The 24,858-nt window shown below is 46.2% G+C and carries 19 protein-coding genes, 1 other RNA gene and 1 pseudogene; 11 read left to right on the top strand and 10 right to left on the bottom strand.

Annotated elements, in window-relative coordinates; genetic code table 11:
* The first annotated feature begins 797 nt into the window (after positions 1-797).
* Both tomB and PT300_07065 read left to right on the top strand, forming a co-directional pair.
* On the top strand, positions 798-1,178 hold the full coding sequence (gene tomB / locus PT300_07070) for an Hha toxicity modulator TomB (GenBank protein MDF7680364.1): 381 nt from the start codon (positions 798-800) through the stop codon (positions 1,176-1,178).
* A gap of 24 nt (positions 1,179-1,202) precedes the next feature.
* Entirely contained in the window at positions 1,203-1,421 is a 219-nt protein-coding gene (locus tag PT300_07065) for an HHA domain-containing protein (protein MDF7680363.1), read from the top strand.
* 460 nt (positions 1,422-1,881) lie between these two features.
* Here the strand turns inward: PT300_07065 and ffs are convergent.
* An RNA gene (ffs, locus tag PT300_07060) (signal recognition particle sRNA small type) lies at positions 1,882-1,978 on the bottom strand.
* Positions 1,979-2,176: 198 nt separating this feature from the next.
* Here ffs and PT300_07055 point away from each other — a divergent pair.
* Positions 2,177-2,488: an MGMT family protein gene (locus PT300_07055; protein MDF7680362.1), complete on the top strand. Its 312-nt coding sequence runs from the start codon at positions 2,177-2,179 to the stop codon at positions 2,486-2,488.
* Between the two features lie 44 nt (positions 2,489-2,532).
* On the opposite strand, the pseudogene amtB reads toward PT300_07055, so the two are convergent.
* Positions 2,533-3,811: pseudogene (amtB, locus tag PT300_07050) on the bottom strand (ammonium transporter AmtB).
* A 34-nt stretch (positions 3,812-3,845) separates the two neighbouring features.
* On the bottom strand, positions 3,846-4,184 hold the full coding sequence (gene glnK / locus PT300_07045; protein MDF7680361.1) for a P-II family nitrogen regulator: 339 nt from the start codon (positions 4,182-4,184) through the stop codon (positions 3,846-3,848).
* A 356-nt stretch (positions 4,185-4,540) separates the two neighbouring features.
* Here glnK and PT300_07040 point away from each other — a divergent pair, with 356 nt between their 5' ends.
* The 5 genes from PT300_07040 (at position 4,541) to queC (ending at position 11,228) form a co-directional block, all read left to right on the top strand.
* A complete protein-coding gene (locus PT300_07040) occupies positions 4,541-6,850 on the top strand; it encodes an N-acetylmuramidase family protein (GenBank protein ID MDF7680360.1) in 2,310 nt (769 codons plus the stop codon).
* A complete protein-coding gene (locus PT300_07035) occupies positions 6,837-7,280 on the top strand; it encodes a hypothetical protein (GenBank protein ID MDF7680359.1) in 444 nt (147 codons plus the stop codon). Before PT300_07040 ends, PT300_07035 begins: the two co-directional genes overlap by 14 nt.
* Positions 7,281-7,690: 410 nt before the next feature.
* A protein-coding gene (locus tag PT300_07030; protein ID MDF7680358.1) for an IS5 family transposase occupies positions 7,691-8,534 on the top strand; the annotation gives its coding sequence in 2 pieces (ribosomal slippage) (positions 7,691-8,034 and positions 8,033-8,534; 846 coding nt in all).
* 19 nt (positions 8,535-8,553) lie between these two features.
* A complete protein-coding gene (locus PT300_07025; GenBank protein ID MDF7680357.1) occupies positions 8,554-9,306 on the top strand; it encodes a hypothetical protein in 753 nt (250 codons plus the stop codon).
* Between the two features lie 1,226 nt (positions 9,307-10,532).
* The gene (gene queC / locus PT300_07020; GenBank protein MDF7680356.1) at positions 10,533-11,228 is read left to right on the top strand and encodes a 7-cyano-7-deazaguanine synthase QueC; all 696 of its coding nucleotides are present in this window, start codon (positions 10,533-10,535) and stop codon (positions 11,226-11,228) included.
* 32 nt (positions 11,229-11,260) lie between these two features.
* On the opposite strand, the gene PT300_07015 is transcribed toward queC, so the two are convergent.
* The 7 genes from PT300_07015 to tig form a co-directional block, all read right to left on the bottom strand.
* Complete coding sequence (locus tag PT300_07015; protein MDF7680355.1) at positions 11,261-11,614, bottom strand: helix-hairpin-helix domain-containing protein; 354 nt, start codon at positions 11,612-11,614, stop codon at positions 11,261-11,263.
* Between the two features lie 160 nt (positions 11,615-11,774).
* Entirely contained in the window at positions 11,775-13,649 is a 1,875-nt protein-coding gene (gene ppiD / locus PT300_07010) for a peptidylprolyl isomerase (protein MDF7680354.1), read from the bottom strand.
* 281 nt (positions 13,650-13,930) lie between these two features.
* The gene (hupB, locus tag PT300_07005; protein ID MDF7680353.1) at positions 13,931-14,203 is read right to left on the bottom strand and encodes a DNA-binding protein HU-beta; all 273 of its coding nucleotides are present in this window, start codon (positions 14,201-14,203) and stop codon (positions 13,931-13,933) included.
* A 271-nt stretch (positions 14,204-14,474) separates the two neighbouring features.
* Entirely contained in the window at positions 14,475-16,829 is a 2,355-nt protein-coding gene (gene lon, locus PT300_07000; protein ID MDF7680352.1) for an endopeptidase La, read from the bottom strand.
* A gap of 186 nt (positions 16,830-17,015) precedes the next feature.
* Complete coding sequence (clpX, locus tag PT300_06995; protein ID MDF7680351.1) at positions 17,016-18,290, bottom strand: ATP-dependent protease ATP-binding subunit ClpX; 1,275 nt, start codon at positions 18,288-18,290, stop codon at positions 17,016-17,018.
* A gap of 127 nt (positions 18,291-18,417) precedes the next feature.
* Positions 18,418-19,041, bottom strand: coding sequence for an ATP-dependent Clp endopeptidase proteolytic subunit ClpP (gene clpP / locus PT300_06990; protein ID MDF7680350.1), 624 nt, complete (start codon positions 19,039-19,041; stop codon positions 18,418-18,420).
* A gap of 321 nt (positions 19,042-19,362) precedes the next feature.
* Positions 19,363-20,661, bottom strand: coding sequence for a trigger factor (gene tig, locus PT300_06985; protein ID MDF7680349.1), 1,299 nt, complete (start codon positions 20,659-20,661; stop codon positions 19,363-19,365).
* Positions 20,662-21,140: 479 nt separating this feature from the next.
* Here tig and PT300_06980 point away from each other — a divergent pair, with 479 nt between their 5' ends.
* The 3 genes from PT300_06980 (at position 21,141) to PT300_06970 (ending at position 24,847) form a co-directional block, all read left to right on the top strand.
* The gene (locus PT300_06980) at positions 21,141-21,719 is read left to right on the top strand and encodes a lipoprotein (GenBank protein ID MDF7680348.1); all 579 of its coding nucleotides are present in this window, start codon (positions 21,141-21,143) and stop codon (positions 21,717-21,719) included.
* A gap of 39 nt (positions 21,720-21,758) precedes the next feature.
* On the top strand, positions 21,759-23,237 hold the full coding sequence (gene ampG, locus PT300_06975) for a muropeptide MFS transporter AmpG (protein MDF7680347.1): 1,479 nt from the start codon (positions 21,759-21,761) through the stop codon (positions 23,235-23,237).
* A gap of 230 nt (positions 23,238-23,467) precedes the next feature.
* Entirely contained in the window at positions 23,468-24,847 is a 1,380-nt protein-coding gene (locus PT300_06970; GenBank protein ID MDF7680346.1) for an MFS transporter, read from the top strand.
* The last annotated feature ends 11 nt before the right edge of the window (positions 24,848-24,858 follow it).

The raw sequence follows: 24,858 nt of genomic DNA, 5'->3' as shown, positions 1-24,858 counted from the left end.
AAAAGTCACGCTTCCCGCATCCCTACACGCCAGAAAAAACCACCTATGGTTAATTTATAACCGGACAGATATGTCTTAAAGAGCGACATTTTTGATAAATTGATTAACTGATATTGATTATCAGTAATGTCTTAGATGTAAAAAAATAACCAATAAATTCAAAATTATAGCGAAAAATATTTTACATATGATATACTCAAGTATAATTAAACATAATACGATTTAAATATAAATAAAAAGTAACAATTGTAATTTTTGGTAATAGAGCAGTGAAATTCTCACTGGAGTAGCTTATAGTTGTGTCAAGTGTTATATAGTCAGACTGCTCAGATTACATTGAAGCGAAAAATGAAGATATTCCAGGGAACACCGATAAGGGTATTACCAGGACTTCGTTGTATAGCTCACGGCGAGATCGTTAAAAAATGGCGGGGATAAGAAATATATCAACCGATTTAGAGCCTCTCCCATCAGGCGCTCCTGGCGCAGCTAGTCTGGACGCGGACAGGGCGAAGAAACCGCAGCGTACAGGTAGTACGTGAGGATTTCGGGCACTGCCAGGAACCAGAATAGCAAGTGAAATAACCTAATCGGTCAGGCTCTTATTCGTCATGTTCATTTCATAACAGTGCTTATATATCCACGTTTATTCAAGTTATTCGAGGCAACAAGTGAGGAAATCCCCGACAACATAGATAACTATGTAAGTTGTGCTTCTGTGTGCTACCAACAGAGAGGTCACCAGGAGAATGACAGCGAAACTCCACCCTCGGCATAACTCTATATGGGGATATATTATGGATGAGTACTCACCAAAACGGCATGATATTGCGCAACTGCGCTTTCTTTGTGATACTTTGTACCACGATTGCCTGGCTAATCTGGATGAGTGCCGTCGTCGCGGGATCAATGATCCGACGTCCATTATCAACTTTCAGATTAATGAATTGATCGAACATATTTCTTTATTTGCGCTTAATTATCGAATTAAGTTCGCCACTGATAATAATAATAAGCTACTCGCTCAGCTAGAGGACTATCTGGATAGCTCTTTTATGCTGTTTAGCCGTTATGACATTAATAGCGCTGATCTACAAAAATGGCGTCAGGCAAAAGATCGATTATTCAGAAGCTTTACTCACGCCGATCTTAACAATCTGATAAATATTTATTATTAATATTTTTACAAATAAGGTGAATTTATGTCTGCAGAACCATTAACAAAAACAGATTACTTAATGCGTTTACGTCGTTGCCAGACGCTCGATACGCTGGAGCGCGTTATTGAAAAAAACAAGTATGAGCTTTCTGATAACGAGCTCGCGGTATTTTACTCTGCAGCAGATCACCGTCTTGCTGAGTTAACCATGAATAAACTTTATGACAAAATTCCTGCTTCAGTCTGGAAGTTTATCCGCTAATGTGTCTGATAGATTAATCATCGTTTTTGAATGAATAGCTATACCAGGGAATGGTATCTGTCACAGATTATTATGTAGTTATCATCAACTGGCCGTGAATAGCAACAGAACTGGCATATTGTCATACGCCGGTCACTGAACCGTCTGCCATCGAAAATACATACTGTCGATCCCGGTTTTATTATTCCCCGATATGACGGAATAAGCATATTGATAGCGTAAAAATTGTGACACTGCGCTTTAGTCGTCACTGTTCTGAACCCGGTCTCGTTTTATTGCCTTATTGATATCATTCGGCTATTGTGCCGTTCCACTTACCAGGCAATATTGCCTGTACCGTAACCCGACGTTTAAATAATAATTGATAACGGTCTGGCTGCGTCAGTGCGCCTGATGAAATGAACCATTCAGTGATAGTGGTATCGCTGCTGCGATGATCGGAGGCTGAAATGGGCGGGGGCTCTGCCAGCCACATCCCGGCACACACGTCGTCTGCTCTGGCTGCTTCCTTCCGGACCTGACCTGGTAAACAGAGTAGCGTTGCGGGAGAACCAACCGAGCCCCCATTGCGGGCATTCGTTGTTAACGAATGCGGAATGCATTATCGCTACTGAACAAGCAGATTGCAAGCTTGCCCCTGTCAGATGCTGGTTTATTGCACGAGTCGATAGCGATGTGTTCTGTAACAAGAATAAGTGCTGTGCAATGTATTGATCTGCGTTTATTCTGTATTTTTACAACCTGCAAAGCATATTATGGACTCTCAGGATACATTTACTCAGCGTATCTGGCAGATTGTTGCTGCTATTCCACAAGGTTACGTCACTACTTATGGTGATATTGCACTTCTGGCTGGCTCACCGCGCGCGGCACGTCAGGTGGGTGGCGTCCTCAGTCGCTTGCCTGAGGACTCCTCGCTCCCCTGGTATCGGGTCGTCAATCGCCACGGTGATATCTCCCTGAGTGGCGCGGATCGACAGCGTCAGCGCGAAGCCTTGCTGGCTGAAGGCATTCAGGTCTCCGGCAGTGGTCATATTGACCTTCAACGCTATCGCTGGATTTACTAACGCCATTGACGCGGGTCAGGGAGATATCACAACAGCATCATCTTTCAGCTGTTATAAGCATTTTCACCGTGACTGTTGACATCCAGCCCTTCCCGCTCCTGCTCTTCCGGAACACGCAGCCCTACCATAATATCCGCCACTTTGTAACCCATAAACGCGACGATAGCAGACCAGATAAGCGTTATCACGATACTTTCCAGTTGCACCAGTAACTGACTCCCCATATTCATTCCCGCTTCATACCCCACCCCGCCGAGGGAAGAGGTAGAAAAAATCGCCGTTAAAATACACCCCATCATACCGCACATGCCATGTATCCCAAAGACATCACAGGGATCATCAACACGTAGCCAGCGTTTCAGCACGATAACCCCCCATAGTCCCGTCAGACTCGCGAGAATGCCAATAATCAGGGCACCACCGACAGCGACATAACCACAGGCAGGTGTAATGCCGACTAACCCGGCAATCGCGCCAGAACAAGCGCCTAATAGCGAGGGTTTACCGCGGATCGTCCATTCACCGAAGGTCCAGGCAAGAATGGCGGCGGCGGTTGCCATCACCGTATTGATAAATGCCAGCGCTGATATTTCATTCGCTGTACCGGCAGAGCCTGCATTGAAGCCAATGCCAGCCAATGTACAGAATTGCCGTACCGGTAAATACCATCGGTAAATTATGAGGTTTGAATGCCTCCTTGCCAGAACCTAGGCGTTTTCCTGTCATCCAGGCACCTGTCAGCCCAGCAACCGCAGCATTAATATGAACCACTGTGCCACCGGCAAAATCGAGCGCACCATGTGTCGCTAATAGTCCATCTCCCCATACCATATGAGCCACCGGGATATAGGAGAATGTCAGCCATATTACGGTAAAAATCAGCACCGCCGAGAAGCGAACCCGCTCCGCGAGTGCTCCCACCACTAAAGCCACCGTGATGCAGGCAAAAGAGCCCTGGAAAGCAATATGAATATATTGATAAAACGTGCCTGTCTGTGCCTTAATATCAATCCCTTTCAATAATAACCATTCGAGACCGCCGAAGAATTGTCCCCCTGCTCCGAATGTCAGTGTATAGCCGTAAACCACCCATAGTACACATACCAGCGCAAAGGTCACAATCACCTGAGTCAGTAGCGAAAGGACGTTTTTTCCACGAATCAGTCCACCGTAAAATAATCCAATACCCGGTATAGTCATAAAGAGTACCAGTGCGGTACAAATCATCATAAAAGCATTATCAGCGTTATCTGCCACTGCTGGTTCGCCAGCGATTACCAGCCCAGGCAGAAAGGCTAATACGGCTGAAACTGTTTTCTTCATTGTTCTGTTTCCTTGTCATCGTATACGCTGATAATTACAATGCAGCTTCATCGTATTCACCGGTGCGAATACGAATAACCTGCTGTAATTCAAGAACAAAAATCTTACCATCGCCTGTTTTTCCGGTGTAAGCGGCTTTGGTAATACCCTCGACCACTTCATTCAGCTGATCATCCATAATCGCGATATCAATTTTCACTTTCGGCAGAAAATTAACGCTATATTCTGCACCACGATATAACTCGGCATGCCCTTTCTGTCTGCCAAATCCTTTTACCTCCGTTACGGTCAGGCCATTAACGCCCAGCGCGGATAACGCTTCACGCACTTCTTCCAGTTTGAAGGGTTTGATTATTACGGTCACCAGCTTCATAAATGACTCCCACACTTCATTGATCAATCGCTATGGTTAATAAAAGCAAAGACTATGCCAGAAGTGAAAAAAGTGAGCTGGCGGTATTTTCGCGAATAAAAAAGAAGGAGGGGTAATTAAAGCAAGCGGAATAAAATTCCCTAAAAGAGAGATAATCGCACTGGAATGGTGCATTATGCCGCTCTGCTATACATGATGCGATAATTCAGGAAATAGTAAAATCGAAGCAGCCCAACGGCGTTGGGAAGTTTACTTTGGTCAATAGCTCATTAGTAAAATTTGTATAAATTTTCCTCCTCTTCTTTTTAACTCTCTGCGATGATTATGGTTTCAGGGATTTTACTTAAGGAAAGACGATGAACATACGTTATCCAGTACGGAAATCCGACGGACGGGAGTATAAGAACTATGACGAGCTGCTGACCGATATCCGCAAGAATGCCCATGGCTGGTGGTTACTCGGCATTAATCGTTACTGGCATGGAGGCATCCATATCGGGACGTCATCGTCCCCGGCTTCGGTGCTGGATCAGGACACGCCGGAAAAATCGGTGCCGCTCCAGTTCATGATGGACGGTGAGGTGGTGGCATGGCGGGTTAACCGCGATTACGCGGCTATCGAGTGTTATCAGAAACGCCCCTTGCGCCAGTCCGGCACCTTTGTGCTGGTCAAATCGGTGTACAAGCCCGACGAACAGGATGAATCCTGCTGGCTGACGCTGTATCAGCTTTACATGCACATCGCGCCATTGTCAGAATTTCCGAAACGTCCCCTTTACCGGGTCACCCAGCAAGGCCACGGGGTGCGGATGCGTCAATACTCCCGCCACGATGACAGCCGTGAAATCGCGCCGGAGGTGCTGACAAACAAACAGGGCCATGCCAGAACGCTCGTTCAGGATGACATGCTTGCCGTACTGCAACAGAAATCGTTTTTACTGGAACAACAGCCGGAGCCGTTCGCCCTGGTGCAGCATCTTCAGGACGGTAAACCCGCAGGCGATCTGTTCTGGGTCTCGATGCGTCCGGAATATCTGGAGTCTGATGGCGAATGTTACCTGTTTCTGCCTGACTGGATGCACAACGCACTGAATCATGGCGTGTTTGATGATGTGGTGGTGCCACCTGCGCCGCTGAAAGTGATGGTAAAAGCAGGGGATGCAGTCGGGTTTCTCGGTGCTCAGGATCAGGCTAGCGAAGATAACTATCCGCAGACTATCACTACCGACTATAAGGCCCATATCGAGTTGCTGAGCCTTGATAAGCATGTGCCGGATTTGGTCGCAAACACGAAGGGGATTAAAACAGGTAAACAGTTCATCAAGCTGAAGCTGAAACGGCCGCTGTACCTGCGTAACGGCGAGGGAGAGGAAAGTACCTTTGTGCAGACGATTGCCGTTACACTCGTTGATGCCGGGAAAATTATTCCGCGTGATGCCACGTACCCGTTCACGGATAAAACCGGAGTCACCTACTTTCAGATCCGCCCGCATACGTGGATGCACCAGGACGATGTGGAGCAGCTCAGCCAGCATGATTTAGCCGGGCTAAATTTTCACTGTATTGAAGCTGAACCCACCACCGATTTTACCCGCACGCTGGATGAACGCTGGATTATTGATGCCATGAAAAGCATCTGCTCGCACTTTAACGGTGAAAAAGGCCCCGAATCGGCACAGGCAAAAATATTTTATGACAGCCTGATCCGCTGCGCTGAAAACAGAAGACCGCCCGCCCCGTATCCTGATAAATCCCAGGATGAATCACTGTTTGGCGCACTGCATACCAGCCAGATGAATATCCCGGAATATGCGCGACGGCTGATAGTGAAACACGACAGCGACTGGCACAGTACCTGCGAAGATACACGCTGGTCATCGATATTTAAGGCCAGGGATGAAAGTCCTGTGGTGAAAATGGCTAACGGAGGATTCCTGGACGCCACGCGCTGGATGGATAAGGTGCCACCGTTTGCCAGTCAGCGGTCAGTATGGCATTTTCATCCGCTGGAGTTTCTGGAGATGTTAAGAAAAGCAGAATTTCCCAGGACGCCAGTTAATGGAGAATTAATTCCTTTAGAGTTCATCAATTTCTACAATGGGGATAAAATAGAAGAAACTGATTACGAAGAGGCTGCGAAAAAGTTAAATTGCGAAGTTGCTGCAATTAAGGCAGTGGCAAAAACTGAGACTGGCAATTATGGTTCTTATTTTATTTTTCAGCAAGATGACGATTATGTTCCTGCCATATTATTTGAAAGACATCATTTCCACAAATATACAAATGGAACACATGATAAGTATTCAGATATATCCAAACCTAATCCGGGAGGATATGGGGCTATATCTGAGCAATACTCAAAATTACTTAGAGCATATGCACTTGATAAAAAGGCGGCATTGAAATCAGCGTCCTGGGGTAAATTCCAGATTCTTGCATCAAATCACGTTGTAGCTGGCTATGCCAGTCCTGAAGATTTTGTTTTCGCTTTAAGCAAATCTGAGAAAAATCAACTAAAAGCGTTTGTTAGTTTCATCAAGGCGGACAGTGTTTTACTGGAATCGCTCCGTTCTAAGGATTGGCTTTCATTCGCCCAAAGATATAACGGAAAGAGCCAAAAAGGATATGATTTAAAAATGGAGAAAAATTATAATGCTTCATTATAAATTTGTGGTGTTAATTTCGATATTTCTATGCGGCTCATCGTTTGCAAATGATGAGTATTTCTCATGCGAAACAGCAAAGGGAACCATTAAATTAGATGTAAACAAGGGTACACTCCAGTATACTTTAACGAAAGACCGCAAAAGTGAATTTAACTATAAGTCAAAAGGTAATGATTTTTTAGGATTCAAATACAATCATTATTCGCGATTTCAAACTAATTACTTCAACGTGTCGTTTGTCAATGCAGGTTATAAATACACGATATTCAGTAATTATGAAGATGAGAATGAAAGTCCTGGGGTTAGTGTTACGAATCTGAAAACCAAAAAAGAATCTGTTTACGATTGTAAGTCCGTTGGTATTGACCGCCTTAGCGATTTATCGTCAAAACTAGCCTGTGATAAAGACTCTGCTCTTGGTTGTGAGTAGAATCTGAGTAAGAGCCTATCCCAGCAGGCGTTATTGACGCAGCCAGTTTGGACACGGACAGCGCGCAGAAACCGCAGCGTACACGACGGAGTACGTGAGGATTTCGAGCACTGCCCAGGGCCAAAATGGCAAGTAAAATAGCCTAATGGGATAGGCTCTAAGGTTCAGATGTTCAATATGAAAGGGTCACGGCGGGGAAGTCTCTCACGCAGTGACCTTTCGCAGAAAATATCACGTCGTCACACAGCCAGCCATGGAAAAGTGACTGATATAAAAAGTAAAGTCAATGCACTGGGTTAACCAGGAGAAGGGTAACGCCTTCCTTCATATAGTTATTGACATTAGGGTGTGTCCCGTAACTATTTTTTGTACAATCTGGTATCTGTCTCACTACAGGAAGTCCTTTAGATATGGCTCGCTACGATTTCCCGGATGAGGCGTGGGCACTGATTTCTCCCATGCTACCACCTGAAAAAGCCTCTTCCAGAGGGGGACGCCCTTATTTTTCTCACAGACACGTCATGAATGGCATATTCTGGATCCTTTGTTCCGGTGCCCCATGGCGGGATTTACCTGAACGTTACGGCTGCTGGAAAACGATATATAACCGTTTTAACCGGTGGTCAAAAAGTGGCGTAATGAACAGTATTTTCAATAAATTACTTCAGATACTTGATGAAAAATCGTTGATTGACTGGGATGTCATCGCACTTGACGGAAGTAACATCAGGGCCCTGAAAGCGGCTGCGGGTGCAAAAAAAATATCCCGATGACTCAGATGACCATGGGCTGGGTCGCTCACGCGGCGGCTTTGGCACCAAAATCCATCTGGCAACAGATGGTACAGGATTACCCTTAAGTTTCTGCCTGAGCGGTGGGCAGGCTCACGAAAGTCAGTACGCAAAACCCTTACTCAGACAAATCGGTGTTATTCGAAAAAGTGGTTGTCTGAAGTCGCGCCCCAAAGCTGTGCTGGCGGATAAAGGATACTCAGGCGGTAATCTTCGTATTTATTTAAAAACGAAGGGAATAAAGGCAGTTATTCCTTTCAAATCAAACGAAAAAGCAAGCCGTGATGGTCGTCGAGCGCTGGATCGTCAGTTATATAAAAAGCGCAATGTGGTGGAACGCTGCTTTGCAATACTGAAAGAAAACCGTCGAATAGCCACGCGCTCAGAAAAAACAGCCAGAAACTATCTGAGCATGCTAAAACTGGGGGCAATCAGGTTGTTTTTAAGGCGGTTGTTAGGTTAAGGGACACAGCCTAGGATAAATGATGAAAAAAGTAGTTTTGTGTTTAGCTATTATTTCTTTCCCTGCTGTGGCTGGTATGACTGACATCACAATAAGGCCAGTTGCATTAATAGCGTTGAAAAAAAATAGTGCTCAATATGTTAATATTTGCAAAGCGGTTGATGATTCCTGTAAAGAAGGGACTTCTATCTGGAAAGAAAAGAATACGGATAGTATCTTCTATTTAACAACACCACCTCTTCAGTTAAATAAGCTGAAAAAAAATGGTAATGTGTATTCTAAAATAGCTTCGTGGGATTTCACTAAAGAAACTAAAAATGAGGATACTCCTGACGATGAACTTACCAAAAGTGATGAATATATATATCCAGCTTTATATCCTTTAAGTAAAGTTAAAACGGCCGTTGCGTTAGTATCGAAATGGTCAACAATTTATTCCGGAGGTGGGCGAGAGGAAGAATACGCCAATTTCATGATGATTAATGATGATGGTACATATCAACCAGCCTTTAAAAACATCCCATTTTCATCAAGAGAAATGATAAAAGCTTGCTTTACTGAGGATGATTATGCAAAACAATCACATTGTCACGATGAAAGCTGGAGCATCTTAAACCTTAAAATCACCGATGATTCGAAGGATTATTACCTGTGGAAATTCATAACAAAATCATATAACTGGCCTGCATTTAAAGACAAGGCATCTACTCAGGTAAGCATTAACGAGAGCGTTGCATATCCATTCCAATCGCAGCCACAACATAACAAATAAACACCCATCCTTATTTGATGCGCATGTAGTACGCGTTATGATAAACAGGCGGCTTAAATTAAACAGGGGGACAACTATCTTGACACTGAGGGGGTATAACCGAAAGCAAATTGATGAAATTACAGTAATCTTAAACAAGTACACGAATAGTTATGAAAAAAGATATAATAATCTCGTTTCTTTTTTGGACAAAAAAAATTTTGCTGATGTGTTTTAGCTGACGAAAATAAACTGCCTTTAATATAGAGGCAGTTTATTTATTATTGATGTTCATCGTCAATATCAAGGAGGTTCCCTTTAATTGAGCTATTTTTACATTTCAGATTCGCCAGGAACTCATTGTTTTTTGAAACAATAATACCGGATTGTGATAGGTGTTCCTCGGTTAACCGATCTGTACTAGTGAAAACATCGTAAATGTATGCTCCATTTTTAAATGGAACACTGGTAGTTATCCCTGAACCGTTAGGTTCACTAAAAACGATATTCATTGACTCAATTTTATTCTTTACGTAAAGTTCTAATTTATTGTTTTTATTATATATTCATCCTGAGCGCCATCCTTTATGACTTTGATTAATTTTCCGTTATCAGTAATACACGAAAAAATAAGTTCACTGGCTGTGGCGTGACCGATGGATAAAGCAATAGTAATAAATAAAATGAATGAACTCTTCACATGTTGCTCCGTAGGTTTTTTTTCGCACAAAGCGGACAATTCTTCGTATCCTTTTTTGATACGCATAATGTAACACACGTTATGTTGAACAGGCCACTGCGAGAATCGATCACCATAACGGCCTATTTACACATAGCCTCATTGTGAAAACCAAATCACCTGGTTACACCAGATTCGAGGCAAGTGAATAGAACAGTTCTTTGGTAAACGGACGGCGGCTCCCTCCTCGATTGTTACCATCAACCAAGGTGTGTCCCGTAACTTTTTTTGTACAATATAGCACTATTACATGGGTGTAAAAACCATCACAAAAAGTGCATTTATCAGTCAATATTACCTTTTTAGAGATAATTTTTGCTTTCCATCCTGACCTTCAACTTGCCATTCTGACCCCTGGCAGTCTCACGTACTGCGTGTCCGCTGCGATTTTTCTGCGCTGTCCGTGCCCCAGCTGACTGAATTTGCTGATATCACGACAATTCGGCTGGTCGTCATATGCCTTAAACGTTATCCTGTTACCCCCCTTCGATTGATAACCAGGATGACCATGAAACGCGCTGTTGTTGTCTTTAGTGGCGGACAGGATTCCACTACCTGTCTGATACAGGCTTTAAGGCAATATGATGAAGTACATTGCGTCACCTTTGATTATGGCCAGCGTCACCATGCAGAAATTGATGTCGCACGCACCCTGGCATATGATCTTGGTGCCGTCGCCCATAAAATACTGGATGTCAGGGTACTTAACGAGCTTGCTGTCAGTAGCCTGACACGCGACAACATTCCCGTCCCGGATTACCAGCCCGATGCCAGCCAGCTTGCAGATACTTTTGTTCCTGGCCGTAATATTCTGTTTTTAACCCTGGCAGCCATTTATGCCTGGCAAGTTTCCGCACAAGTCGTTATTACTGGCGTTTGTGAGACGGATTTTTCTGGTTACCCAGACTGCCGGGATGAATTTGTTAAAGCGCTCAATCATGCGGTTAACTTAGGTATGGCAAAGGATATTCGTTTCGAAACTCCCTTAATGTGGTTGAATAAAGCCGAAACCTGGGCTCTGGCAGACTACTGGGGACAACTGGATCGGGTTTGCAACGATACCCTGACCTGTTATAACGGTATTAAGAGCGAAGGTTGCGGGCAATGTGCCGCCTGCCATCTGCGCGCCAACGGACTGAAGCAATATCGGGCCAACAAGACTGCTATCATGGCAACGATGAAAAGCAAGACAGGGTTGAAATAACCTTACGGTTTTTCACCCTGTTCCTGATGAAACTATAATTTCAGATGAGATAAATTTCTCTCAACCAGCGAGTTCCCCATTCCAGGAACTTGCCGGAGATCGTCAATAGTTTTAAATGGCCCGTTTTCTTCCCGATAACTGACAATGGCCTGTGCTTTTTTCATTCCCACCCCATTTAGCGCCTGTGCCAGTTCTTCCGCACTGGCACTGTTGATGCTGACCTGTATACTGCCACTGGTGGTTATTTTCTCCGTTTCCGATAGTTTTACCGACGCTGACTGCACATTTTCTTTCGCTGTCAATGTTCTGCCTGTGGATGGGGCTGCCAGAACACCATGAGCACTTACGGCACAAGCCAGTAATAGCGCGATAATGCCTTTTTTCATTTCTCTGTTCATACTGTTATCTCCTCATTTTTAGATCACAAGGTCACCATAACAGCGACAAATCTCAGGTACAAAAAGCAAATTCCATAAACAGAAAGGGCCGCGCAAGCGACCCTTGAGAATTACATCATATTACTTATTTTTGCGCGTTATCACGCAACTATTGTTGTTGATCGCCAATATCGCCGGTTTTTATTTCTGCTGGCTGGCGCAGATTATTCATCAACACCTCAAAAGCAGTCAGAGCATCGTTCTGTATCATACTCTGAATCATCGTTTTCTGTTGTTTTTCCGTCATATTACCGACTTTAGTTTCCTCAAATGCCAGCAACACAACGTTGCCTTGCCTGTCATGACCAACACCGTAACTAGCTTTACCGACAGAGGGTAGCGGCAGCGTAAATATCGTTTGGCTTAATGGATCTTCGCTGTTACGTTGCCATGTTTGCGCGCCAGCAAAATTCAGACCAGCTGCTTTCATGGCGGCCTCACCTTTGCCATCTTTTAGTGCCAGCAATATATTACTGGCCTCTTGTCTGGCCTGCTGTTCCGCTTTATTGTGCTGCACAATAGCAATAATTTGTGCTTTGACATCCGCCAGTGGCTTGACGGCTTCCGCTTTATGGTCGCTGATACGCAGAATAAACGCGCGATCCCCCTCAACGGTGATAATCCCGGAGTTAGGTCCTGGTACACCCTCCTTAGCCACCAGACTGCCATTGAAGATCGCTGCAGAAACAGGTTTAAAGTTCAAATCCTGCGGTAGATTATTACGGCTAAACCAGCCTGTTTCGACAATTTTACTTCCCGCCACCTGAGCCGCACTGGCTAAAGACTCATTATCATTGCTGGCAGCATCGCTGACTTTTTGCTGAAGTGCAAAGTAAGCGTCCAACGCTTTTTCCTGTTTTACTTTTGCGGCGATATCATCACGCACTTCTGCCAGTGGTTTCACTGTCGCTGCCTGAATATCATCAAGACGTGCGACCAGAAAACTGTCTGAAGATTTAATCACGCCAGAAAGCTGGCCTTTTTCTTTTAAGCCTGCCTCTTTCAGCTCCGGGATTGTCGTGGCATCTTCTATCCATCCCAAATCGCCCCCTTTACGGGCGGAAACGATGTCAGTCGATTTTTCTTTTGCCAGGGTCGCGAAATCAGCACCTTTTTTTAGCGCATCAATCACTGCTTCAGCATCTGCCGCCGTTTTAGTCTGAATCACGTGATAGTGATTACGCTGCGGTTGCGTAAACTGAGCCAGATGCTGATCATACCAGCGCTGAATATCTTCATCCGTGACGGGCTTCTGCAGGCTGGCGGCATCCAGTTTGATATAACTGACACGGAACTGCTCCGGCTGCATAAAGCGAGCCTGATGTTGTTGATAGTAGGTATCAACCTCGGCATCACTTGCCGCCTGTTTTTCTGCCAGCGCATTGACATTAATCGTTGCCTGGCGTACTACCCGTTGTTGCGTAATCAGTGTGACAAGCTGCGTCGCTTCATCAGGTAACATAAAGTTAGTATCAACAACCGCCTCCGCCAGTTGCTGTGTGGTCAGCTGCGTGCGTAACGCCTGGGCAAACTGCTCCGTCGTTATGTCCATACGCCTGATGGTCTCGGTAAAACGTTTATTATCAAATTTATCGTCAGTCTGGAAGACCTGGGCCTGCAAAATAGCTTGTTTAACCTGATCATCACTGACAGTGATCCCCAGTTTGCGAGCATACTGGTCAAGGAGTGCTTCATCGATCAAACGGTTTAATACCCGCTGCCGCAGAGATTTCATATAGTTTTCATCAGCCGCCAGCTCAGCGAACTGCTCGCCCGCTTGTTGCTGCATCTTGCTGCGTTCAGTAGCAACAGCATTCTCAAAAAGCCGCCTGCTGATCTCCTGACCATTAACTTTCACGGCATAACTTTTACCATTGCCAATCAGGTAACCACTGACGCCAGTCAATACGAATGAGACAATGATAATAACGAAAATAATCTTAAGCACGACGCTACCAGCAGCCGTGCGTAGGTTGTCCATCATGGTGTAACAACGCTCCGCTTTAGATGACTTTTGCTCGCACAGCATAACATGTGATAGCTGCTGCACGGGAGGATCTATTTTGACAAGAAAACAGGATGATTGTCAGCTTAAAGTGTACATAACCAGAGATAAAATCTGCTTTTGTACCCCGGGCAAATAGCCCGTTATCCCGACGCCTGCAATCAGAAAACCATGCTTACTGATATGGCCGTTCTGTATAAAAAAGGCACATCTTACGATGCGCCCTTAAGCATAGTCATCATTCCCGAAGGGAAGTTGAATCAGTTGACTGCATCTTTCAGTGCTTTACCGGCACGGAAACCCGGAACTTTAGCCGCAGCGATAGTAATTTCTTTACCGGTTTGCGGATTGCGGCCAGTACGTGCAGCACGTTCTTTCACGGTGAAAGTACCGAACCCAACCAGCGCAACATCTTCTCCAGCCTGCAGAGATTCGGTAATGGCGGCAATGAATGCATCTAACGTCCGTCCAGCCGTAGCTTTAGAAACATCAGCACCTGTAGCAATTTTGTCAATCAGTTGAGATTTGTTCACTGTTTCTCTTCCTCTCTTTATAATTTATATCACACCCGAATCCTTCATGTGTGTGACCGCGCAATAGTTATACCTGTTATGTCTCAGGTTGCAAGTGCATTTGCTGCAGATTACCTTAACACATCGATTTTGCCATTCACGACTGTCACATCCTTTTCGGTTCGTACTCTTACCGCTTTGCAGGCACCTAAACTAGCGATACCTAAAAAGACTGGCAAGTGCCAATCCACTTACCGATCTTATTTTTTTTAGCATAATTTGCGTGGCGTCACTATTTAGTGCTCATCACCTGCATACCCAACGGCGCATTCTGCAATGCCAGGGTCAAAACTTCTTCGATACATTTTACCGGATGGATATCTAAATCCGCGATCACGTTCTCTGGAATTTCTTCAAGGTCACGTTTGTTTTCATCAGGGATCAAAACGGTTTTGATTCCACCACGGTGTGCGGCCAGCAGTTTTTCTTTCAGACCGCCGATCGGCAATACCAGCCCACGCAAGGTAATTTCGCCTGTCATCGCGACATCAGCACGAACCGGGTTACCCGTCAGGCAAGATACCAGTGCGGTACACATGGCGATACCCGCACTGGGCCCATCTTTCGGTGTCGCACCCTCCGGAACATGGACATGGATATCACGTTTTTCGTAAAAGTCTGGATTAATCCCCAGTTTATCGGCACGCGCACGTACTACCGTCAATGCGGCCTGGATGGACTCCTGCATCACTTCACCCAGTGATCCGGTATAGGTGAGTTTACCTTTTCCGGGAACACAGGCGGTTTCAATCGTCAGTAAATCGCCGCCGACTTCGGTCCATGCCAGTCCCGTTACCTGGCCAACCCGGTTTTCGCTATCGGCACGACCATAGTCATAGCGCTGCACACCGAGGTAATCATGGAGATTATCACCGGTAATCGTAATATGTTTCAGATCTTTATCCAGCAGCAGCTGTTTGACTGCTTTACGACATAATCGCGAGATTTCTCGTTCAAGACCACGCACCCCCGCTTCACGGGTGTAATAGCGAATAATGCCGATAATCGCGCTATCTTCAACGGTGAGTTCGCCTTTCTTTAACGCATTACGCTCAATCTGTTTCGATAACAGATGGCGTTTGGCGATATTCAGCTTTTCGTCTTCGGTATAACCAGAGAGACGAATCACTTCCATACGATCCAGTAAAGGAGCTGGAATATTCATCGAGTTCGAGGTCGCGACAAACATGACATCACTGAGATCGTAATCCACTTCCAGATAATGGTCGTTAAAAGCAACATTTTGCTCAGGATCTAACACCTCAAGTAGTGCGGATGCCGGATCACCACGCATATCAGAAGACATCTTGTCGATCTCATCGAGCAGGAATAACGGGTTTCTTACCCCGACTTTTGCCATTTTCTGAATAAGTTTACCTGGCATAGAGCCGATATAAGTCCGGCGATGGCCACGGATTTCTGCTTCATCGCGTACCCCGCCCAGCGCCATACGCACATATTTACGTCCGGTTGCTTTGGCAATAGATTGTCCCAATGAGGTTTTTCCGACCCCCGGAGGCCCTACCAGGCACAGGATCGGCCCCTTGATTTTATTGACACGGCTCTGTACCGCAAGGTACTCAAGAATGCGATCCTTGACCCGTTCGAGGCCATAGTGGTCAGCATCCAGCGTCTCCTGCGCCTGACGCAGATCTTTTTTAACTTTACTGCGCGCATTCCACGGTACTTGCACCATCCAGTCGATATAGCCACGGACTACGGTCGCTTCCGCAGACATCGGCGACATCATTTTTAGTTTTTGCAGCTCGGCTTCCGCTTTCTCTTTTGCCTCTTTCGGCATTTTGGCGGCTTCGATCTTGCGCTTCAGAACTTCGTTCTCGTCCGGCGCATCTTCCATCTCACCCAGCTCTTTCTGAATCGCTTTCATTTGTTCATTCAGATAGTATTCACGCTGGGATTTTTCCATCTGTTTTTTCACCCGATTGCGAATACGCTTTTCTACCTGCAACAGGTCGATTTCCGATTCCATCATCGCCATCAGGTATTCCAGGCGTTCGTTGATGTCTGTCATCTCCAGCACAGATTGCTTATCTGCCAGTTTGAGTGGCATATGTGCGGCGATGGTGTCAGCCAGACGTGCCGGATCATCGATATTGTTCAGCGATGCAAGGACTTCCGGGGGGATCTTTTTATTCAGCTTAATATAGCCTTCAAACTGCCCGAGCGCAGTGCGTACCAGGACTTCCTGTTCACGCTCATCAAGGGTCGGTGATGAAAGATATTCCGCTTTTGCAGAAAAATACTCACCATTATCAGATAATGCAGAAATGCGTGCCCGTTGCAGCCCCTCTACCAGGACTTTGACCGTACCATCAGGCAACTTTAACATCTGTAAAATCGATGCCACAGTACCGACAGCAAATAGATCATTGACCCCCGGTTCATCCGTAGAAGCCTCTTTCTGTGCGACCAGCATAATTTTTTTATCGCGGTCCATCGCTGCGTCAAGACAACGAATGGATTTTTCCCGTCCGACAAATAAGGGGATCACCATGTGTGGATAAACCACCACATCGCGCAACGGCAAGACGGGGATTTCGATGCGTTCAGAACGCTCAGGATTCATAGAGCTCTCTCTTATTTAAACTCCGCCAGACCAGATAAGCCGACGGTACGGCTCCTCACCGTGTCGTGGTTAACATATGTGTCATCTATATGGGGATTAATTCAACACATTCAACGACAGAAATGCAGGATAAATAAAAAGGGGATCGTGCCCCCTTTTATTTAACAACATGAGCAAGTTAGCTGATTATTCACCCGATGCTTGTTGCGTTGCCGCTGCGCCATACATTAACAGTGGTTTACTCTGCCCTTCGATAACAGAAGCATCAATCACCACTTTTTCGACATGTTCCATTGAAGGTAAATCATACATTGTATCGAGTAAAGCCGCCTCTACAATAGAGCGTAATCCACGTGCTCCGGTTTTACGCGCCATCGCTTTTTGCGCAATCGCATCCAGTGCTTCATCGCGAAATTCGAGTTCCACACCTTCCAGATTGAACAACGCCTGATACTGCTTAGTCAGGGCATTTTTCGGCTCTTTCAGAATCTGAATCAGCGCTTTTTCGTCCAGCTCATTTAAGGAAGCCACGACTGGTAAACGACCAATAAATTCAGGGATCAAACCGAATTTAATCAAATCCTCCGGTTCCACCTGAGATAATAATTCACCCTCACTGGCTTTATCAGCCTGTGATTTGACTGTCGCACCAAAACCAATCCCAGAACCCGTCTCTACACGATGTGATATCACCTTGTCGAGACCAGCGAATGCGCCACCACAGATGAACAGGATTTTTGATGTGTCGACCTGTAAAAACTCCTGTTGTGGATGCTTACGCCCCCCCTGAGGAGGTACTGCCGCGACGGTGCCTTCAATCAGTTTCAGTAATGCCTGTTGTACACCTTCACCCGAGACATCACGGGTAATCGATGGATTCTCTGATTTACGGGAAATTTTGTCGATTTCATCAATATAAACAATACCGCGCTGTGCTTTTTGTACATCATAATCACATTTCTGCAGCAGCTTCTGAATAATATTTTCGACATCTTCACCCACATAGCCAGCTTCCGTCAGTGTGGTGGCATCGGCCATAGTAAAAGGTACATCCAGCAAACGCGCCAGGGTTTCTGCCAGCAATGTTTTCCCTGATCCTGTCGGTCCGATCAGCAGAATATTGCTTTTTCCCAGCTCGACACCGTTATTAGTATCACCATTGCGCAAACGCTTATAGTGATTGTATACGGCGACGGCCAGCACTTTTTTTGCCTGCTCCTGGCCAATAACATAGTCATCAAGATGACGACGGATTTCGTGTGGTGTCGGCAGCTCACTGCGTTCTTGATGCTGCGCGATATCTTTAATCTCTTCGCGAATAACGTCATTGCATAAATCAACGCATTCATCGCAGATATACACGGATGGCCCGGCGATAAGCTTACGCACTTCATGCTGACTTTTGCCGCAAAAAGAGCAATATAACAGTTTGCCCGAACCATCTTTGCGTTTATCTGTCATCAGTCCAAACCTCTTTATCAGTTCTTTGTGCCACATATCGTGACACAAATGCTATCCTCAGACGCCATTTGCCTGTTGTCGTTCTGACTTTGAAATAAGTATAGCGCCACTATTTATACCCTGGCTTTCATTGACGATGGGTTAAAATATCGTCCACCAGGCCATAATCAACAGCTTCCTTCGCTGACAGGAAACGGTCACGTTCAGTGTCGCGTTCGATCTGTTCAAGAGACTGTCCGGTGTGATGTGCCATCAGCTCATTCATCCGCGATTTCACTTTCAGGATTTCACGGGCATGGATTTCGATATCTGTTGCTTGTCCCTGAAAACCGCCGAGCGGCTGATGGATCATGACCCGTGAATTAGGCAGGCAAAAACGCTTGCCTTTTGCGCCCGCGGTCAACAAAAAGGCACCCATAGAAGCGGCCTGCCCCATGCAGATAGTGCTGACATCCGGTTTGATGAATTGCATGGTATCGTAAATCGACATGCCCGCCGTAATGACGCCACCGGGAGAATTAATATACAGATAGATGTCTTTTTCCGGGTTTTCTGCTTCCAGAAACAACATTTGCGCGACAATCAGATTCGCCATGTAATCTTCGACCTGACCGGTCAGAAAGATGACTCGTTCTTTAAGCAGACGAGAATAAATATCAAAAGAACGTTCACCGCGTGAAGTCTGTTCAATGACCATCGGTACCAGGGCCATCTGGGATGCATGGTTATCTTGTTCACCACTGTATGACATTTCCGTCTCCTGAATTAATTTTAAAAAAGTCTGCCACGCTGATTGTAACCTTTCAGACGGATAATCAGCCAGAGTTTCTATTCATATACTCAAAATCGTTCTGGTTACGTCAGGGTGACATAACGCAGTGATATCGCAGTCAGTAACCACAATTATGCACAGGATAACAGGTATAACACGCTTTCACTATGCGCTACCCGCAGCGAGGACAGATCTGCAATGAGGCCAATAAAAAATAATACCCGCCCGTGATGCATACAAAAAAAGACCCGTTGCCTTATCGGCAACGGGTTCTGCTGTAAACGTTACATCGTGACAACGTTACGCTTGCTGATTGAGCAGTTGGCTAAAAGCCATTTCTTTTTCAGTGGCTTTTGCTTTCTCAAGGACTAATTCAACCGCCTGCTCTTCCAGAGCCAGGCTGCGCATATTATCCATCAGTTCTTTATTTTTACTGTAATATTGAACGACTTCCTGTGGATCTTCATACGCTGAAGCCATCTCGCTGATCAGATCCTTGACTCGATCTTCGTCCGCTTTCAGCTCATTGCTGCGGATCACTTCGCCCAGTAGCAAACCGACCATAACCCGGCGTTTCGCCTGCTCCTCGAACAGTTCACGTGGCAGTTCATGGGCTTGTTTTTCATGGCCACCAAAACGCTGAGCCGCCTGGCGACGCAAGACATCAATTTCGCTGTCGATCAACGCTGCGGGCACTTCAATAGGATTGGCTTTTAGCAGACCTTCGATAACCTGAGATTTCACGCGATTACGGACAGCGCCTTTGAGTTCACGCTCCATGTTTTTACGTACTTCGGCACGCAACCCTTCCAGCGACCCATCTGCGACGCCAAAACGCTGAATAAATTCAGCGGTCAGTTCCGGTAATTCACGCTCTTCGACCTTTTTCAGATCAATAACGAATTTAGCCGCTTTACCTTTCAGGTTTTCTGCGTGGTACTCTTCCGGGAAAGTCACATCAATGGTGAATGTTTCGCCCGCTTTATGACCCTGAATACCTTCTTCAAAGCCCGGGATCATCCGTCCCTGTCCCATCGCGAGGATAAAGTCAGAGGCTTTTCCGCCGTCAAACTCTTCACCATCAACAGAACCGGTGAAATCAATCGTGACCCGATCTTCTGTTGCAGCTACACCGGCTTTTTCTTTCCAGTCAGCCTGTTGTTTACGTAGCGTCTCCAGCATGGCGTCGATATCTGCTTCGGTCACTTCAACCATCGGTTTTTCTACTTCGATGGTATCGAGTCCCTGCAACGTCACTTCCGGATAGACTTCGAACTCTACCGAGTAAGTAAAGTCTTCGCCTTTTTTGTATTCGCCAGGAACATAGTGTGGCGCACCCGCCGGATTTATTTTCTCTTTGATGATCGCATCAATGAAATGACGACTCATCAGATCACCCAGTACATCCTGGCGAACAGAAGCGCCATAACGCTGAGTCACCACATTCATCGGCACTTTTCCTTTACGGAAGCCATCAATACGTACTTTTTTCGCTACATCGACCAGTTCTTTTTTGACAGCACTCTCGATGCTATCAGCAGTGATGGTAATCGTTACCCGGCGCCCAAGGCCCTGAGTGGTTTCAACTGAAACTTGCATCCTGTTACCTCAAAAAAATCACCATGCTCGGTTAATTCTGAAAGCGGATTGTTACATCGCTTCACAGAACCGGGATGTATTCTGTCATCAGAATCACACGCCTGGCATCAGAATCACCCCGAAGACATTCATATAATAAGACGCGGCATTATACCGATATCACTTTGGTGAGTCGAGAACGGTTGTCGTTTACTGTTACCGTATGCGTTACTTTTTAGTCACGCATGTTGCCGGAAAACCTTCGTTATGCGTATCTGTCTCAGAAAACGCGCATTTTGTTATATGATGAAAGAACAGATCAACGAGGTTTGATACCATGCTTTGCCTTATGTCAGTCGGTTGCGGAAGGTAAAAATGGACGTCGATAAAACAAACAATGTGACGAATTTACTGCCATTGCTACTTCCTCTTATCATTAGCAATGATATGATGTTAATCAATTTCCTTTAATAAAAACATCATCTGTTGAGGCTCTGTAGATGCTTAAAAAATTATTTTTTCCTTTTATCGCTCTGTTTTTACTCGCCGGGTGCACCACTCCACCAGCAACCATTAATGTGTCACCCAATATCACTCTACCGCAACAGGACCCTGGCCTGATGGGGTTGACGATCAGTATCAATGGGGCTGATCAACGGCCGGATCAGGCGCTGGCGAAAGTCACCCGTGACAATCAACAGGTTCCCCTGAGTGCTTCGCGCGATCTGCGTTTTCTGCTCCAGGAAGCCCTAGAAAAACAAATGACAGCGCGCGGTTATATGATTGGCCCCAATGGGGTTGCCGATTTACAAATCATTCTGAACAAGCTGTATGCTGATGTCTCCCAGGGAGACGTGCGTTACAGTATTGCGACTAAAGCAGATGTCTCGATTATTGCCACCGCTGCCAACGGAATGAAAATGACCAAAAATTACCGTGCCAGTTACTCGGTCGATGGCGCATTTAAGGCTTCTAACCAGAATATTGCCAGTACCGTGAACAGCGTCCTTAGCGATATTATTGCCGATATGGCACAAGACATCAGCATCAATGATTTCATCAAAAAGAATGCACATTAACTGATGACCCGGCCTGGCGCCGGGTCTAAATCATAAACCATGACCCTTTATTCTTATTTACGTACTCTTCAACGACCCATTTCAGCGATTTTGTTGATCCTGGGGTTTTCTTCCGGCTTACCTCTGGCGCTGACGTCTGGCACCCTTCAGGCATGGATGACCGTTGAAAATATCGACCTGAAAACGATCGGCTTCTTCTCGCTGGTCGGCCAGGCCTACGTGTTTAAATTTCTGTGGTCACCATTAATGGATCGCTATACCCCTCCTTTTCTGGGCCGACGTCGCGGCTGGTTATTGATTACCCAGGTCTTGCTACTGATCACGATTGCCATCATGGGGTGCCTGCAACCTGCCAGCCAGCTTCACTGGATAGCCATCTTCGCGGTGGTAATTGCTTTCTGCTCTGCTTCCCAGGATATCGTGTTCGATGCCTGGAAAACGGATATCCTGCCCGCCGAAGAGCGCGGTACGGGCGCGGCCATCAGTGTCCTGGGTTATCGCCTTGGGATGCTGGTTTCCGGGGGATTAGCACTATGGCTGGCCGATCGCTGGCTTGGCTGGCAGGGAATGTACTGGCTGATGGCCTGTTTGATGATCCCTTGTATCATTGCCACGCTGCTGGCCCCCGAAGCAGACAATATCATCGCGGTTCCCGGAACGCTCGAACAGGCGGTGGTCGAACCCTTGCGTGATTTCTTTAGCCGCAATAATGCCTGGCTTATTCTTCTGCTGATCATCTGCTATAAGCTCAGCGATGCATTTGGCATGAGCCTGACAACCACATTTCTGATCCGTAGTATCGGTTTTGAGGCCGCTGAAGTCGGTATGGTCAATAAAACCCTGGGATTGCTGGCCACCATTGCTGGCGCGCTTTTTGGCGGCGTGTTGATGCAGCGACTCAGCCTGTTTCGTGCGCTGTTGATTTTCGGCATCTTGCAGGGGGCCGCTAATGCCGGTTACTGGCTACTGTCGCTCAGTGATAAGCATCTTTATTCTATGGCGACGGCGGTATTTTTTGAACATTTATGCAGTGGTATGGGCACTGCGGCTTTTGTCGCACTGTTAATGACATTGTGTAATAAATCATTTTCCGCTACCCAGTTTGCGCTGTTATCGGCGTTATCGGCTATTGGGCGCGTCTATGCTGGCCCAATAGCCGGTTGGTTTGTCGAGGCACATGGCTGGTCAGCTTTTTATCTCTTCTCGGTAGTGGCCGCTATCCCGGGTATTCTGCTATTACTGGTTTGTCGCCGAACACTGGAGTATACACAACATACGGCGAGTTTTATGCCGCGCAGAGACTATCAACGCGCTTATACCCTGGCGTTGTGGATTCTGGCAAGCGGATGCCTGTTACTGGTGACAGGATTGCTGTTAATGATGCTGAATACACTTAATTACACCATGTTTCTCTTCTTGCCAGCTTTATTAAAGATTGCCACACTGACGCTGCTCATCGGCATACTTCTTGGTAGTCTGCTGGATTACCTGGCCTTACGTAAGTGCGCAAGAGGATGATCGACTAATCCCTGGTAATCCCTGGATGATCGCCCTTTTTATCCTTTTCATACCAGGATACAGCAAATGGAACGCCACTTGTTGACAGCGCCAGGCCAGTTATATTCACGGTTATGGAGAAAAGTTTTCTCTGCTGAATAATATTATCGCAACATTTGTTAAGTAAACATTTATTTACGCTTTTAGTTACCATCATTACACTAGTGACAGTTTTTTTAACTGAGGTGGTCATGAACGATAATAAAATGACGCCAGGAGAACGGCGCGCAACCTGGGGTCTGGGAACCGTATTTTCACTGCGTATGCTGGGTATGTTTATGGTTCTGCCGGTACTGACCACATATGGTATGGAATTACAGGGTGCCAGTGAGACGCTTATCGGCCTGGCGATCGGTATTTATGGCTTCACTCAGGCCATTTTTCAAATTCCCGTTGGTCTGCTTTCTGACCGGGTTGGCCGTAAACCATTGATCCTCTGTGGTCTGTTTATCTTTATGCTGGGCAGCATCATTGCCGCATCCAGCGCAACGATCTGGGGTATTATTCTCGGTCGTGCACTGCAAGGTTCCGGGGCCATTGCCGCCGCGGTGATGGCGTTACTCTCTGATTTGACCCGCGAACAAAACCGCACAAAAGCGATGGCTTTTATCGGTGTCAGTTTTGGTATCACGTTTGCCATCGCTATGGTTCTGGGCCCGATTATTACGCATCATCTGGGGCTGCATGCCCTATTCTGGATGATAGCGGCGATGACGATAATCGGTATCATATTAACCTTGTGGATTATACCTGACAGCCATCATCATGTGCTGAACCGTGAATCCGGTATGGTGCGGGGTTCCTTTAATAAGGTATTTGCCGATCCAAAGCTGTTAAGGCTTAACTTCGGCATTATGTGTCTGCATACTATTCTGATAGCGACTTTTGTTGCCTTGCCCGGCCAGCTGGAAATGGCGGATTTTCCCGCCGCAGAACACTGGAAAATTTATCTGTTCACGATATTAATTGCCTTTGTTTCCGTTCTGCCGATTATCATTTATGCAGAAAAGAAACGCAGGATGAAACAAGTTTTTCTGCTATGCATCGCCCTGCTGCTGGTAGCGGAAATTATTCTCTGGGGTGCCGGAACCTATTTCTGGGCGCTGGTGGCGGGTGTCCAGCTGTTTTTTATCGCGTTCAATATGCTGGAAGCCCTGCTGCCCTCACTGGTCAGTAAAGAGTCACCCGCCGGGTATAAAGGCACCGCAATGGGGATCTATTCGACCTGTCAATTTATTGGCGTCGCGATTGGCGGTCTGCTGGGCGGCTGGATCGATGGTTTCATTGATTCGCAAACCGTGTTCTTGCTGAACACCCTGCTGGCATTTTTATGGCTACTGGTGGCCAGTATGATGAACGAGCCAGCTTATGTCAGCAGCCTGCGAATCGAAATCCCCCCTCATATTAAGATAAAAGAAACACTACAGGATGATCTGCTGGCGCAAAAAGGTGTCGCCCAGGCGCTGGTTATCGCCAGTGAACATTCCGTGTATGTCAAAATAGACAGCAAGGTCACAAATCGTACTGAGCTTGAACGTGTCATGCAGGAGATGCAGGCCGGGGCTGTTTAGCAATGCACCCG

Source organism: Enterobacteriaceae bacterium ESL0689 (assembly GCA_029433525.1).
Lineage (GTDB): Bacteria > Pseudomonadota > Gammaproteobacteria > Enterobacterales > Enterobacteriaceae > JAQTIF01.
The sequence above is the reverse complement of the archived record's forward strand: the minus strand, read 5'-3'. Positions and strand labels throughout refer to the sequence as shown.